General features: G+C 73.5%; 14 protein-coding genes. 10 read left to right on the forward strand and 4 right to left on the reverse strand.

Going from position 1 to position 14095, the window contains the following annotated elements; translation table 11 throughout:
* Window positions 1–375 precede the first annotated feature (375 nt).
* Window positions 376–2013 (reverse strand): FAD-dependent oxidoreductase, encoded by a 1638-nt coding sequence (locus tag PV350_RS20330; protein ID WP_500335212.1) that lies wholly within the window; start codon window positions 2011–2013, stop codon window positions 376–378.
* A gap of 140 nt (window positions 2014–2153) precedes the next feature.
* Here PV350_RS20330 and PV350_RS20335 point away from each other — a divergent pair, with 140 nt between their 5' ends.
* From PV350_RS20335 to PV350_RS20380, 10 genes are all read left to right on the forward strand, one after another.
* Window positions 2154–3260, forward strand: coding sequence for a SchA/CurD-like domain-containing protein (locus PV350_RS20335; RefSeq protein ID WP_499514103.1), 1107 nt, complete (start codon window positions 2154–2156; stop codon window positions 3258–3260).
* 80 nt (window positions 3261–3340) lie between these two features.
* Window positions 3341–3778, forward strand: coding sequence for a cupin domain-containing protein (locus PV350_RS20340; protein WP_499514104.1), 438 nt, complete (start codon window positions 3341–3343; stop codon window positions 3776–3778).
* Complete coding sequence (locus PV350_RS20345; protein WP_499514105.1) at window positions 3775–5043, forward strand: beta-ketoacyl-[acyl-carrier-protein] synthase family protein; 1269 nt, start codon at window positions 3775–3777, stop codon at window positions 5041–5043. The genes PV350_RS20340 and PV350_RS20345 overlap by 4 nt, the downstream gene beginning before the upstream one ends.
* On the forward strand, window positions 5040–6260 hold the full coding sequence (locus PV350_RS20350) for a ketosynthase chain-length factor (RefSeq protein ID WP_499514106.1): 1221 nt from the start codon (window positions 5040–5042) through the stop codon (window positions 6258–6260). The genes PV350_RS20345 and PV350_RS20350 overlap by 4 nt, the downstream gene beginning before the upstream one ends.
* Window positions 6261–6288: 28 nt before the next feature.
* A complete protein-coding gene (locus PV350_RS20355) occupies window positions 6289–6546 on the forward strand; it encodes an acyl carrier protein (protein ID WP_499514107.1) in 258 nt (85 codons plus the stop codon).
* 2 nt (window positions 6547–6548) lie between these two features.
* Window positions 6549–7010 carry an SRPBCC family protein gene (locus tag PV350_RS20360; protein WP_499514108.1) on the forward strand — a complete coding sequence of 154 codons (462 nt, stop codon included), beginning with the start codon at window positions 6549–6551 and terminating at the stop codon, window positions 7008–7010.
* Window positions 7007–7339, forward strand: a complete 333-nt coding sequence (locus PV350_RS20365) for a TcmI family type II polyketide cyclase (RefSeq protein WP_499514109.1) — start codon at window positions 7007–7009, stop codon at window positions 7337–7339. Before PV350_RS20360 ends, PV350_RS20365 begins: the two co-directional genes overlap by 4 nt.
* Complete coding sequence (gene accD, locus PV350_RS20370) at window positions 7332–9020, forward strand: acetyl-CoA carboxylase, carboxyltransferase subunit beta (protein WP_500335215.1); 1689 nt, start codon at window positions 7332–7334, stop codon at window positions 9018–9020. The genes PV350_RS20365 and accD overlap by 8 nt, the downstream gene beginning before the upstream one ends.
* Window positions 9017–9646, forward strand: a complete 630-nt coding sequence (locus PV350_RS20375) for an acetyl-CoA carboxylase biotin carboxyl carrier protein (RefSeq protein ID WP_499514111.1) — start codon at window positions 9017–9019, stop codon at window positions 9644–9646. The genes accD and PV350_RS20375 overlap by 4 nt, the downstream gene beginning before the upstream one ends.
* 6 nt (window positions 9647–9652) lie before the next feature.
* Window positions 9653–10999 (forward strand): acetyl-CoA carboxylase biotin carboxylase subunit, encoded by a 1347-nt coding sequence (locus PV350_RS20380; protein ID WP_500335217.1) that lies wholly within the window; start codon window positions 9653–9655, stop codon window positions 10997–10999.
* A 4-nt stretch (window positions 11000–11003) separates the two neighbouring features.
* Here the strand turns inward: PV350_RS20380 and PV350_RS20385 are convergent, their stop codons facing one another.
* From PV350_RS20385 to PV350_RS20395, 3 genes are all read right to left on the reverse strand, one after another.
* Window positions 11004–12080, reverse strand: coding sequence for a methyltransferase (locus tag PV350_RS20385; protein ID WP_499514113.1), 1077 nt, complete (start codon window positions 12078–12080; stop codon window positions 11004–11006).
* Window positions 12077–13144 carry a right-handed parallel beta-helix repeat-containing protein gene (locus PV350_RS20390; protein WP_499514114.1) on the reverse strand — a complete coding sequence of 356 codons (1068 nt, stop codon included), beginning with the start codon at window positions 13142–13144 and terminating at the stop codon, window positions 12077–12079. The genes PV350_RS20385 and PV350_RS20390 overlap by 4 nt, the downstream gene beginning before the upstream one ends.
* 91 nt (window positions 13145–13235) lie before the next feature.
* On the reverse strand, window positions 13236–14066 hold the full coding sequence (locus PV350_RS20395) for a hypothetical protein (protein WP_500335220.1): 831 nt from the start codon (window positions 14064–14066) through the stop codon (window positions 13236–13238).
* Between the last annotated feature and the right edge of the window lie 29 nt (window positions 14067–14095).

Below are 14095 nucleotides of genomic sequence, written 5' to 3' on the forward strand. Positions count from 1 at the left end.
TCCCGCCGCCCCGTCGGCGCCTCCGGCAGCCAAGCCGGGTGCGTCACCGGCCGGCCGGCCCTCCGTGCCTCCGGCAGCCAAGCCCGGTGCGTCACCGGCGGTCCGTCCGTCCGCACCGCCCGCCGTCCAGCAGGGGACACCGCCCGCCGCCCAGCCGGGCGCGCCACGGTCCTCGGTGGAGGGCGGGGACGGCCCGGTGGGCTGAGGGAGCCCTTCCCGCCGTGCGGTGCGGTGACCGGCCCCGGCCGGTCACCGCACCGCGTCCGGCGGGGGAGACGTCGAACCCCGGCGGCGGCGCCCCGGGCCGAGGGCGCCGGCGAACGGGAACGGCGGCCACCGGCGCTCGCGTGAGCGTGGTGGCCGCCGTTCGTACGGTCAGCCGAGCCGCAGCACCGAGGTGAGGACCTCGGCCAGCGTCGCCGCGGGGTCCTCGACGGCCTCGCGGCTCCGCCAGGCGACGAAGCCGTCCGGGCGGACCAGGATCGCGCCGCTCGGCGTCATGCCGTGCACCGCGGTCCAGTCCGTGCCCGCCTCGGGCACCAGGTCGGCCTGCGTGGACTCGCCGAGCCGGTACGCCTGCAGCGGCACCCCGAGGCGCTCCGCGACCGTGCGGGCCGCGTCGTGCCAGGCCGTGCCCTTCGGCCCGTCGCCGGTGAGCAGCACCATGGAGCGCTCGTACAGGTCCAGCGTGGAGCGGCGCTCGCCCTCCCGGGTGGTCACCCACACGTGCGGGGAACGGCCACCGGGTTCGGCGACCGGCCGGAAGTCCTCGGGGACGACCGGCCGCCCCGGGTCCGCGCCCAGGAACGCGCCCTCGGGGTAGCGGTAGCCCAGCGCGACCACCAGGACCCCCTTCTGTGGCCCGCCGCCGGCCGGCGGCGCGTAGCCCGGGTGGGCGTGCTCGGCGGAACGGGCGGAGGCCCGCTCGCTGGTGGCCACGGCGACCGGGCGGCGCTCGGCCTCGTACGTCTCCAGCAGCTCCGGCCCGGCCCAGCCGCCGGTCACCGCGGCGAGCTTCCACGCCAGGTTGTGGGCGTCCTGGATGCCGGTGTTGGAGCCGAAGGCGCCGGTGGGCGACATCTCGTGGCACGAGTCGCCGGCGAGCAGCACCCGCCCGCGCCCGTAGGAGTCCGCGACCCGCTCCGCGGCCCGCCAGGGGGCCCGGCCGGTGATCTCGATCTCCAGGTCCGGCACGCCCACCGCGGTGCGGATGTGCGCGGCCAGCCGCTGGTCGGTGAAGTCCTCCGGCGACTCGCCCCGCTCGGGGTGCCAGGGCGCGTGGAAGACCCAGTTCTCCTGGTTGTCGACCGGCAGCAGCACGCCGTCGGCGTCCGGATTGGTCAGGTAGCACGCGATGAAGTAGCGGTCGCCCACCGCGTCGGCCAGCCGCTTGGCGCGGAAGGTCGCGCTGATGTTGGCGAAGAGGTCGCCGCGTCCGGTGTGACCGATGCCCAGGGCGCTGCGCACCGGGCTGCGCGGACCGTCGGCCGCGACCAGGTAGTCGGTCCTGACGGTGCTGCGGTCGCCGGTCTCCCGGTCCATCAGCTCGCAGGTGACGCCGTCGTCGTCCTGGGTGAACGACACCAGCTCGGTGCTGAAGCGCAGGTCGCCGCCGAGCGTGCGGGCGTAGTCCAGGAGCACCGGCTCCAGGTCGTTCTGGCTGCACAGGCACCAGCCGCTGGGGCTGATGCCGGACAGCCGGCCGCCCGGGTCGATCTCCCGGAACAGCCATTCGGCGTTGTCCGAGGTCAGTGAGTCGGCCTGCAGGATGCCGTGGTTGTCGGCGAGTACGGAGGCGGCCCGCCGGATCAGCGGCTCGGCCCCGGCGGTACGGAACAGCTCCATGGTCCGCAGGTTGTTGCCGCGGCCACGGGGGTGGATGGAGGTACCCGGGTGCTTCTCGACGAGGACGTGCCGGACGCCGAGCCGGCCCAGGAAGACTGAGCTGGAGAGCCCGACGAGGGAGCCCCCCACGATGAGGACCGGAACCCGGTCTTCGGCCTGTGGAGTCATAGCTCCCTTGATGCCCGATTACCGGGGGTATTTTCGCCCGTCACCCAATTGGATCACATATCTCGCACCGGTTGGGCCACCACAGCACGATCGTTGGACGACGGACCTCGGGGGTTGCTCGCTCTCGGAAGAGGTGGAATATGCCGGCCCAGGCCGAAAAGGTCTCGCAGTCCGCGCTTGATGGCAATCGCCTGCGCGTCGTCCTCATGCTTGATGTTGAAGACGACGCCGAGCAGCGGTTTCTTGACGCGTATGACCAGATGTGCCGCCACGTCGCTGCCGTGCCCGGACACGTCAGCGACCAGCTTTGCCAGTCGATCGAAAATCCCTCGCAATGGCTGATCACCAGTGAGTGGGAGAGTGCGCTGCACTTCCTCGCCTGGGTGGACAGCCCGACCCATCTGGAGATGGTGCAGCCGATGCACGGCTGCGTGAAGGACACCCGCTCGCTCCGCTTCGGGGTGCTGCGGGAGACCCGTACCTCCTACGAGTCCGGTCGCATGCAGACCGTGCCGAGGGTCGGGGACGGGATCATCCGCCACGCCATCACCTTCACCGTGAAGCCCGGCAGCGAACAGCAGGTGGCGGACATCCTGTCCGGCTACACCTCGCCGCAGGCCGTGGTCGACGAGAACACGCGGCTGCGCCGCACCTCGCTGTTCATGCACGGCAACCGCGTCGTGCGCGCCGTGGAGGTGGAGGGCGACCTGGCCAGGGCACTGCGCCATGTCGCCCGCCAGCCCGAGGTGCGGGCGGTCGAGGAAGCCATCAACCCCTACCTGGAGGTGGACCGGGATCTCAACGACCCGGGCTCGGCACGGGAGTTCTTCGCCCGCGCCGCGCTCCCGGCCGTGCACCACGTCGCCAAGGGCACCGACCGGCCGGAGGGCCTGAGCCGCCACGCCCTGATCTACCCGGCCAAGGCGGGCTCCGGCCAGGCCGTCGCCAAGATGCTCGCCCAGCAGGACGAGGAGGCCGTGGACGTCCGCAAGGGGCCGCTCGCGCGCAGCACCGTCTTCCTGCGCGAGAGCGAGGACATCGTGGTGCGCCTGGTCGACCTGCGGGTCCCGGTCGAGGAGGCCTCGCTCATCGCCGTGGGCGCCGCCGGCAAGCACAAGGCCGGCGTCCTCGCCCGGCTGCTCGACCTCGGTCCCGACTGGGACCTCGCGGACGAGCAGGGCCTGAAGCGGTTCCTCGTCGAATACGACATGCGCATGGTCACCGACCGCAGCGCGGCCACGTCCTGACCCGTACGAGCCATCGGCAGCCGGCAGGTACCGGCCGGCCCGGGGTGCGCCCCGGGCCGGCCCCGCCGGAGGAGGCAAGCATGGATGATCTTCTGACCAACGAACGGAACGTCCCGTTCACGCCGACCATCGTGAACCTGGGGGACACCCCGCACAACCGCCGTCGCGGCGGCGACCTGCGGGCGATGCTCACCCCGACCGCGTGCGGCGCCACCAGCGGCTTCATGGGCGTCGCGCTCGTGGAGCCCGGTGACCGGATCGGCGAGCACTACCACCCGTACTCGGAGGAGTTCGTGTACGTGGTGTGCGGTGCGCTTGAGGTGGACCTCGACGGGGAGCCGTACGTGCTCCGCCCGGAGCAGGGCCTGATGATCCCGCCGTACGTCCGCCACCGTTTCCGCAACGTCGGCGACACCGAGGCCCGGCTTGTCTTCCACCTCGGTCCGCTCGCTCCGCGCCCGGAGCTGGGCCATGTCGACACCGAGCCCACCGAGCAGACCGAGGACGCGGCGTCATGACCCGCCGGGTGGCGGTCACCGGGGCCGGTGTCGTCGCCCCCGGCGGTGTCGGGGTCCCCGCTTTCTGGGAACTGCTCACCGCCGGCCGGACGGCGACCCGCGGGATCACGCTCTTCGACCCGACGGGCTTCCGGTCCCGCATCGCCGCTGAGGTCGACTTCGACGCGGCGGCCTGCGGGCTGAGCCCGCGGGACCTGGAACGCGCCGACCGGTACGTCCAGTTCGCGCTCGTCGCGGCCGCCGAGGCGGTCCGCGACGCCGGGCTGGAACTGGACGAGGAGGACCCCTGGCGGGTCGGGGTCTCCCTCGGCACCGCCGTCGGAGGCACCACCCGGCTGGAACACGACTACATACGCGTCAGTGAACGTGGCACCCGCTGGGACGTCGACCACCGGCAGGCGGGTGCGCACCTGCACCGGGCGTTCGCGCCCAGCGCGCTCGCCTCGGAGATAGCCGAACGGCACGGCGCCCGCGGTCCCGTGCAGACCGTCTCCACGGGCTGCACCTCCGGCCTGGACGCCGTGGGCTACGCGTTCCAGACCATCGAGGAGGGACGCGCCGACATCATCATCGCCGGTGCGTCGGACTCCCCGATCTCACCCATCACGGTGGCCTGCTTCGACGCCATCAAGGCCACCTCCCCCAACAACGACGACCCGGCCCACGCCTCCCGTCCCTTCGACGCCCGCCGCGACGGGTTCGTCATGGGCGAGGGCGGCGCCGTGCTGATCCTGGAGGAACTGGAGCACGCCAAGGCCCGCGGTGCCCGGATCTACTGCGAGATCGGTGGCTACGCCACGTACGGCAACGCCTACCACATGACCGGGCTCACCACCGACGGCCTGGAGATGTCCGAGGCCATCGACCAGGCACTGGACCACGCCAGGATCGACCCGTCGGACGTCGACTACGTCAACGCGCACGGTTCGGGCACCAAGCAGAACGACCGCCACGAGACCGCGGCGGTGAAGCGCTCGCTGGGCGCGCATGCCTACTCCACGCCCATGAGCTCCATCAAGTCCATGGTCGGCCACTCCCTGGGTGCGATCGGCGCGATCGAACTGGCCGCCTGCACCCTGGCCCTCGCCCACGGCGTGGTGCCGCCGACCGCCAACTACGAGACCCCGGACCCGGAGTGCGACCTGGACTACGTCCCGCGCACCGCCCGTGAGCTGAAGCTGCGCACCGTGCTGTCGGTCGGCAGCGGATTCGGCGGGTTCCAGTCCGCGGTCGTCCTCAACCGACCGGAGGGGAGCCAGCGATGAACACGCAAGCGGTGGTCACCGGCATCGGCGTCGTCGCGCCGAACGGCATCGGAGCCGACGCCTTCTGGAAGGCGACCAGGGAAGGTGTCGCCGTCCTCGACGCGGTCACCCGCGAGGGATGCCGGGACCTGCCGCTTCGGGTCGCGGGGGAGGTCCGCGGCTTCGAGGTGTCGGCGGTCGTCGAGGACCGCTACACCGTGCAGACCGACCGGTTCACCCACTTCGCGATGGCGGCCGCCGACCAGGCCATCGCCGACTCGGGCCTGCGCTTCGACGAGGAGTCACCCTTCGACATCGGAGTGGTGACGGCGGCCTGTTCCGGCGGTGGCGAGTTCGGCCAGCGCGAACTGCAGCACCTGTGGGGCAAGGGGCCGAACTTCGTCGGCCCGTACCAGTCCATCGCGTGGTTCTACGCGGCGAGCACCGGTCAGATCTCGATCCGCGGCGGCTTCAAGGGCCCCTGCGGCGTGGTGGCCAGCGACGAGGCCGGTGGTCTCGACGCCATCTCCCACGCCTGCCGCAACATCACCCGTGGCAACGGCACCCGGGCCGTCGTCGTCGGCGCCGCCGAGGCGCCGCTGGCGCCGTACTCGGGTGTCTGCCAGCTCGGATACGAAGAACTCAGCCTGGAGGAGGATCCCGAACGGGCCTATCTGCCCTTCACCCGGCACGCCCGCGGTTTCGCCCCCGCCGAGGGCGGCGCGATGCTCGTGGTCGAGGACCCCGAGCACGCCGCCGGACGCGGGGCCGAGGTGCAGGCCGTCATCGCGGGGCACGGTGCCACCTTCACCGGGGCCTCGCGCTGGGCGGAGTCCCGTGAGGGACTGGCCCGCGCCATCCGCGACGCCCTCGCGGAAGCCGGGTGCGCACCCGGGGACATCGATGTCGTCTTCGCCGACGCACTCGGCACCCCGGAGGCCGACCGCGCCGAGGCGCTGGCCCTGGCCGACGTGTTCGGCAAGCGCGCCCGGAAGATTCCCGTGACCGCCCCCAAGACCGGCACCGGCCGCGCCTACTGCGGCGCCCCGGTGCTCGATGTGGCCGCAGCCGTGTTCGCCCTGCGGCACGCAGTCGTGCCCCCCACCCCCAACATCACCGACACCTGCCACGACCTCGACCTGGTCATCGGCCGGCCCCGGCCGGCGGAACTGCGGACCGCGCTGGTGCTCAGCCGCGGCCTCATGGGTTCCAACTCGGCCCTGGTCGTCCGGGCGTAGCGCAGGCGCAGTGAAGGAGAGCTCTTCCATGAGCAAGGAACTGACCTACGGCGAACTCGCCACCCTGATGAAGTCCAATGCGGGCATCACCGTCGACGTGGCCCTGCTGACCGGCCACCCCGAGACGCCCTTCGCCGAGTACGGCCTGGACTCGCTCGGCCTGCTCGGCATCGTCGGCGCCCTGGAGAACGACCGGGGCATCCCGATCGCCGGCGACGCCGACTCGTGCAAGACCCCCGGCGCCTTCATGGACGTCGTGAACAACTCACTCAAGGCAGGAGTCTGACCATGCCCGGCCACACCGAGAACGAGATCACCATCCCCGCCCCCATGGACGTCGTCTGGGACGTCACCAACGACGTGGAGGGCTGGCCGGACCTGTTCAGCGAGTACGCCTCCGTGGAGATCGTGGAGCGCGAGGGCGACCGGGTCGTCTTCCGGCTCACCATGCACCCCGACGAGCACGGCCAGGTGTGGAGCTGGGTCTCCGAGCGGACCGCCGACCGCGCCACCCGCACGGTGCGCGCGCACCGGGTCGAGACCGGCCCGTTCCAGTACATGGACATCCACTGGCAGTACGAGGAGGTCCCCGGCGGCACCCGGATGCGCTGGACCCAGGACTTCGCCATGAAGCCCGGCGCCCCCCTCGACGACGAGGCGATGACCGCCCGGATCAACGACAACTCCAAGATCCAGCTGGAGCTGATCCGCGAGCGCATCGTGCAGCGCCACGGGGGCGGCGCGGCATGAAGACCTACCGCAGCCTGATCGTGGCCAGGATGAAGCCCGGCGTCGAGGAGCAGGTGGCGCAGGTCTTCGCCGAGTCCGACAAGGGCGAACTGCCGGGGCTGATCGGCGTCACCGGACGCAGCCTGTTCCAGTTCGGCGACGTCTACCTGCACCTGGTCGAGGCCGAGCGGCCGCCCGGCCCGGAGGTCGGCAGGTACAAGGACCACCCGGCGTTCCGGGACATCAGCGACCAGCTGTCGTCCTTCATCTCCGCGTACGACCCCGAGACCTGGCGCGAGCCCAAGGACGCCATGGCACGGGAGTTCTACCGCTGGGAGCGCAGTGGCTGACACGGCCACCGCCGAGCCGGACTGGGTGCGCTGCGAGCGCTGTGCCGCGCTCGTCTACGGCAAGCGCTACACCCGTACGCTGCGCGTCTGCCCCGAGTGCGGCGCGCACGGCCGGCTCACCGCCCGGCAGCGGCTGGACCAGCTGCTGGACCCCGGCTCCTGCCGGCCGCTCGCCGCGGAGCGCGGCGAGCGGCCGGCAGAGCACGACCCGCTGGGCTTCACGGACACCCGCCCGTACGCCGAGCGGCTGCGCGAGGCCCGCGCGGCGACCGGTCTGGACGAGGCCGTCGTCTGCGTGCACGGCACCGTCGAGGGACAGCCGGTCGTGGTCGCCGCGATGGACTTCCACTTCCTCGGCGGCAGCCTCGGCCTGGGCGTCGGCTCGCACATCACCCGGGCCGCCCGGACCAGTCTGCGACGGCGCGTCCCCCTGCTGCTCGTGACCGCCTCCGGCGGCGCCCGTATGCAGGAGGGCGCCCTGTCGCTGATGCAGATGGCCAGGACCGCCCAGGCGCTCACCGAACTCGACGAGGCGGGCGTCCTGGTGGTGTCCCTGGTCACCGACCCCACCTACGGCGGCGTCGCCGCCTCCTACGCGACCCTCGCCGACGTCATCATCGCCGAGCCCGGCGCCCGGATGGGCTTCGCCGGGCCGCGCGTCATCCAGCAGACCACCGGCCAGCGGCTCCCCGAGGGCTTCCAGACCGCGGAGTTCCTCCTCGCGCGCGGCCTCATCGACGACGTCGTCCCCCGCGCCGCGCTCCGCCCGACGCTGGCCCGGCTGCTGCGGCTGCGCTCCGGCGGCGCCGCGGCGGAGCGGGAGCGCGGGCCCGCGGTCCGCGTCGTCCGCACGGCGGACGAACTGCCGGAGCGGGACGCCTGGGAGGCGGTACGGCTGGCCCGGCACCCGCTGCGGCCCACGGCGGCCGACTACGCGGCCCATCTGCTCCAGGACTTCCACGAACTGCACGGCGACCGGCTGGCCGCCGACTGCCCGGCCGTCATCGGCGGTCCCGGCCTGCTCCACGGCAGCCCGGTCATGCTGATCGGCCACCACAAGGGCGGACCCGGGCTGGAGGAGCGCAGGCGGCGGCACTTCGGCATGGCCACCCCGGCCGGCTACCGGAAGGCGGCCCGCCTGATGCGCACCGCCGCCAAGCTGGGCATGCCGGTGGTGACCCTCATCGACACCCCGGGCGCCAACCCGGGCCCGGAGGCGGAGAGCGGCGGCCAGGCCCTGGCCATCGCCGAGAACCTGCGGCTGATGGCCCGGCTGCCCGTGCCGGTCGTCGCCGTGATCACCGGCGAGGGCGGCAGCGGCGGCGCACTGGCGTTCGCCGTCGCCGACCGGGTCCTGGTCAGCGCCAACGGCATCTACTCCGTGATCAGCCCCGAGGGCTGCGCCGCGATCCTGTGGAAGGACCCCGGCGCCGCCCCCGCGGCGGCGGCCGCCCTGCGGCTGCACGCCCGCGATCTGCTCCGGCTGGGCATCGTCGACGGTGTGGTCCCCGAGCCGCCCGACGGCGCCCACGGGGACCACGCCCACGCGGCCGCCCTCGTCGGCGGCGCGCTCTCGGTCGCCCTGGACGAACTGCGTCCCTGGGCCCCCGACCGGCTGCTGGCCGAGCGCCGCGACCGGTTCCACCGTTTCGGCCGACTGGAGGAGGAGGCAGCACCGTGACACTCCACGGCGACGACAGGACGGCCCGCCCCCCGGGCGCGGGCAAGGCCCTCAACGGAACGTCCCCCGGCAGTGCGCCGGCCGCGCTCCCGGTGCTGGAGGCGGTCTGCCGCAGCGCCACCGAGCTGGCCCGCTCCATGCCCACCCCGCCGCAGCGCATCAGGCTGCGCCACGGGCAGACGGCGGTCGAGATCGAGTGGCCGCAACCGCAGGCGCAGCCCCCCGCGTCCACTGCCGCGCACACCGCCGCACCCGTTCCGGCGGCGGACCCGGCCGCGGCACCCGCGGCCGCCCCCGCACCGGCCTCCTCCGCCGGCCGGGCCCAGGGCGCACCGGGAGCGCAACAGGCGCACGGAGCGTGCGACTCCACGGCGGTTCACTACGTCTGCGCCCCCACTGTGGGCACCTTCTACCACGCACCGGAACCCGGCGAGCGCCCGTGCGTGAGCGTCGGCGACCTCGTCCGCCCCGGCCAGCCCGTGGGCGTCCTGGAGGTCATGAAGATGATGAGCATCGTCGAGGCGGACGCGGCCGGCCGGGTCGTGGAGGTCGTCGTCCCGGACGGGCAGCCCGTCGAGTTCCAGCAGGCGCTGATCGCACTGGAGCCGATACCGGTGGGGGAGTGAGGGCCGGTGTTCTCCACCGTCCTGGTCGCCAACCGTGGCGAGATCGCGCTGCGGGTCGCGCGCGCCTGCCGTGAACTCGGCATCCGGACCGTCGCGGTGTACTCCACCGCCGACCGCGACTCGGCCGTCGTGCGCTTCGCCGACGAGGCCGTGCACATCGGACCGCCCCCGGCGAGGGCGAGCTACCTCAACATCCCCGCCGTCGTCGAGGCCGCCCGCCGCACCGGCGCGCAGGCCGTCCACCCCGGTTACGGCTTCCTGTCCGAGGACCCCGACTTCGCCGAGGTCTGCGAGGCCAACGGCCTCACCTTCATCGGGCCCTCCCCCGAGGTGCTGTCCCGGCTCGGCGACAAGGCCGCCTGCCGCGCGCTGATGGCCGAGGCCGGACTGCCCGTGCTGCCCGGCAGCACGGGCCCGCTGGCCGGCGCCGCCGACGCCAAGGAGGCCGCGCAGCAGACCGGTTACCCGGTGATCCTCAAGGCCGTCGCGGGCGGCGGGGGACGCGGCATGGCCGTGGTCACCGACCCGGACCGGCTGCTGGACACCTACAAGCGCACCGCGGCGCACGCCCGCGCCGTCTTCGGCGACGACCGGCTCTACCTGGAGCGGTACGTCGAGCGGGCCCGCCACGTGGAGGTGCAGGTGCTCTGCGACCGGCACGGCGCGGTCGTCCACCTCGGCGAGCGCGACTGCTCGGTGCAGCGGCACCACCAGAAACTGGTGGAGGAGACCCCCGCCCCGGACCTGCCGGCGCGGCTGAGGTCGCAGATGTGCGACGCGGCCGTGTGCGGCGCCCGGGCGGTCGGCTACACCGGCGTGGGCACCTTCGAGTTCGTGCTCACCCCGGAGCGCGACTTCCACCTGATGGAGGTCAACTGCCGGCTCCAGGTGGAGCACCCGGTCACCGAGATGGTCACCGGGATCGACCTGGTCCGTGAGCAGATCCTGGTCGCCGCGGGCCATCCGCTGACCCTGCGCCAGGAGGACGTCGTGCACCGCGGGGTCGCCGTCGAGTGCCGGGTCAACGCCGAGGACCCCGCACGGGACTTCACGCCGACCCCGGGTCTGCTCACGGAGTTCGAGGTGCCCGGCGGGCCCTTCGTACGGGTGGACACCCATGCCTTCCCCGGCTGGCGGATCGGCCCCGACTACGACTCCCTGCTCGCCAAGGCCGTCGTCTGGGCCCCGGACCGGGAGCGGGCGCTGGCCCGGATGGACCGCGTCCTGGAGGAACTGCGGGTGCGCGGCGAGGGTGTGTGCACCACGGCGGGCTTCCTGCGCAAGGTGCTGGCCCGCCCGGAGTTCCGGGCGGGCCGGCACACCACCGGTCTGGTGGGGGAGATGACCGGCTAGCGGGTCACCGCGCCCCGCCGACCGTGCTGTGCAGGGCGTGCAGGTAGGCGTTGACCGGGGCCACCTCGCCCACCTGCAGCCCGGCCTCCGTCATCAGCTTCACCATGCTGTCCCGCGTGTGCTTCTGGCCGCCGACGTTCAGCAGCAGGAGCAGGTCCATGGCGGTGGTGAAGCGCATGGACGGCGTGTCGTCGACGAGGTTCTCGATGACGATCACCTTCGCGCCGGCGCCGCCCGCCGCGACGACGTTGCGCAGCGTGCGGCGCGTGCTGTCGTCGTCCCACTCCAGGATGTTCTTGATGATGTACATGTCGGCGGCCACCGGGATGTCCACCCGGCAGTCCCCGGGCACCAGCCGGGCCCGCGCGGCGAGCGGACCGCCCTCGCGCAGCCGCGGGTCGGCGCCGGACACGACCTTCGGCAGGTCCAGCAGCGTGCCCTGCAGCTCGGGGTGCTTCTCCAGCAGCGCGGCCAGCACGTGCCCCTGACCGCCGCCGATGTCGGCGACCGAGCGGACGCCGGACAGGTCGAGCAGCGCCGCGATGTCCTCGGCGGACTGCCGGCTGGAGGCGGTCATGGCGCGGTCGAAGACCCGGGCGCTGTCGCGGGCGTCGTCGTGGAGGTACTCGAAGAACTCCTTGCCGAAGACCTCCGGGAAGATGTTGCGGCCGCCGCGCACCGCCTCGTCCAGCCGCGGCCAGACCTCCCACGTCCACGGCTCGGTGCACCACAGCGCGATGTAGTGCAGGGTGTTCGGGCTGTCCTTGCGGAGCATCCGGGACATCTCGGTGTGGGCGAAGCGGCCGTCCGCCTGCTGCTCGAAGACCCCGTACGCGGCCAGGGCGAGCAGCAGCCGGCGCAGCTGGCGCGGCGCCGTGCCGACCATGGCCGCGAGCTCGTCGACGGTCGAGGGCTCCTTGCCGAGCGCGTCCGGCACGCCGAGCCTTGCCGCGGCCCGTACGGCGGCGGCGCAGGCGGCGCCGAAGACGAGCTCGCGCAGGCGCATCGCCGGCGGCGTGGCGGACTCGGCGGGCGCCGCGGTCGCGGTGCCGTCCGCGTTGGTGGCTTCTGTCAAGGTCATTCCTCGCACAACCCCTTCGGTTCGGAGACGCGGCACGTGTTGTCACGGAGGACATTCGCGGTGCCCTGGTCACGGTCGGCCAGATCGGCCGGGCGGTTGCCCAGGGTCGTGTTGCCCCGGACGGTGTTGCCGGTGTCGGGGGCGCCCACCACGCTGCGGAAGAGCACGATCCCGCCGGACATCGGTGAGGTGCCGTGGTTGTCCACGACCCGGTTGCGGACCACCAGGGTCCGCTCTGCCCCCGTCAGCACGATCCCGGCACCCTGGATGAAGGGGAGCCGGGCGTTGGGCGGGCAGTACTTGTTGTTCGCCGCCACGAGGTTGTCGGAGACGGTCAGGCCCCCGGCCCGGGGGACGCCCTCGTCCCCGACGACGAATACGCCGCCGCAGTTGGCGGTGATGTGGTTGTCGACGACCCCCAGGTTGCGCACCCGGCGCAGCACGACCCCGATCCGGTTGCCCGTCAGCTCGTTGCCGCTGATGCGGGCGCGCTCGGTGTCCAGCGCGCCGCCCTCCGCGTCCGCGGTGTTGGCCAGGAAGATCCCCGACTCGCCGTTCTGCCGGGAGACGTTGTCCCGCAGCAGCGTCCGCACCGAGTGCTGGACGCCGATGCCCTGGTGCCCGTTGTCCTCGGCGGTCACGTCACTGACCTCGAGGCCGTCGGTCCACGAGGCGTCGACGCCGTTCTTGCGGAAGCCGGAGACCGAGAGCGACATCAGCCGCACACCGTCCAGCCCGCTCTGCTCCGTTCCGGTGACGCACAGCCCGTGGCCCGCCAGGGCGCAGGCGTTCTGGTCGCTCCTGCCGGCCGGGGTGAGGACGGTGTCGGTGCCGTGGCCGATCAGCGTCAGCCGGGGCTTGGTCACGTTGACGCTGCCCGGGTAGGTCCCGGGGAGGATCTCGATGACGTCGCCCGGCCGGGCCCGGTCCACCGCGGCCTGGACGGACTCCCCGGGCCGGACGACGAGCGCGCCCGGCGCGGCCTCGGCCCGGGGAACGGCGCACAGCCCCAGCACGCTGACGACCGCGACCACGGCGGCCGCGTGGGGCCGACGAAGTGTCATGACTGCCGTACCTGCTTTCCGGGTGACGTCCCGAGTCACCTGAAATCTGACGCTATGAGTGGTTCTGTCGTATCGCCACTCTGCCGGGGCATCAGAGGCGGCAGCGGACGGAGGGCCGCACGGGCACCACCACCCGGTGACCGAGCACGCCCGCGTCCAACGTTCCGTCGGCCGCCGCGTACCAGCGCCAATGGGCCCCCGGGACATGGCCGACCGTCAGGACCGTCCAGCCGCCGCCCTTCGGGCCCGCCAGCGTCGCCAGCAAGCGGGCCTCCTCGGCGTCCGGCCGGTGCAGCAGCACGACCAGCCCCGCCGGGACCTGCGGCGCCCCAGCGCCGCGCAGCGCGGCGATCTGACGGACTCTCCGGACCCGGACCACGGCGGGCGGCCCGGGCAGGTCACGGGCACCGGGACCGACGGCGACCACCACGGTGCGGCCCGCGGGCGCCGCCTCCAACACCCCGTCCACCAGGGCGAGCACCGCGTCCCGCGCGACCGCGGGATCCCCGAGCACGCTGAGGACGCCGCCGATCCGCGCGAGGTTGACCAGCAGCTGCCCCCGGCCGACCGCGCCCAGCCTGGTCAGTTGGGGGAGCGGCCCCGGGCCGGTGGCGGCCGTCTCGGCCGGGACGAGACCCGTGCGCTCCCAGCGGGTCGGGGTCAGCGCCGTCCACGGCGCCGGGGCGGGCCCGCACGCCGAGACCGTGGCCAGCACCCGGCCGGGCTCGGCGAGCACGCCCCGCACCCGGACCGGGCTGCCGGGCCGTCCCGCCAGGGCCAGTTCACGCAGTGCGTGCCGCACCACCAGCGGGGTACGGGTGTCCGCGGCGAGCCGCCGGCCCAGCGCCGCCCGCCGGCGCCGGCGCAGCGCCCGCAGCAGCGGACGGCGGCCCACGGCGAGGCCGGCCAGCAGCACCACCACGCCGGCCCCCGCCGCCGCGCCGTACGGCG

It is taken from the genome of Streptomyces sp. PA03-6a (genome assembly GCF_033792765.1).
Lineage (GTDB): Bacteria > Actinomycetota > Actinomycetes > Streptomycetales > Streptomycetaceae > Actinacidiphila.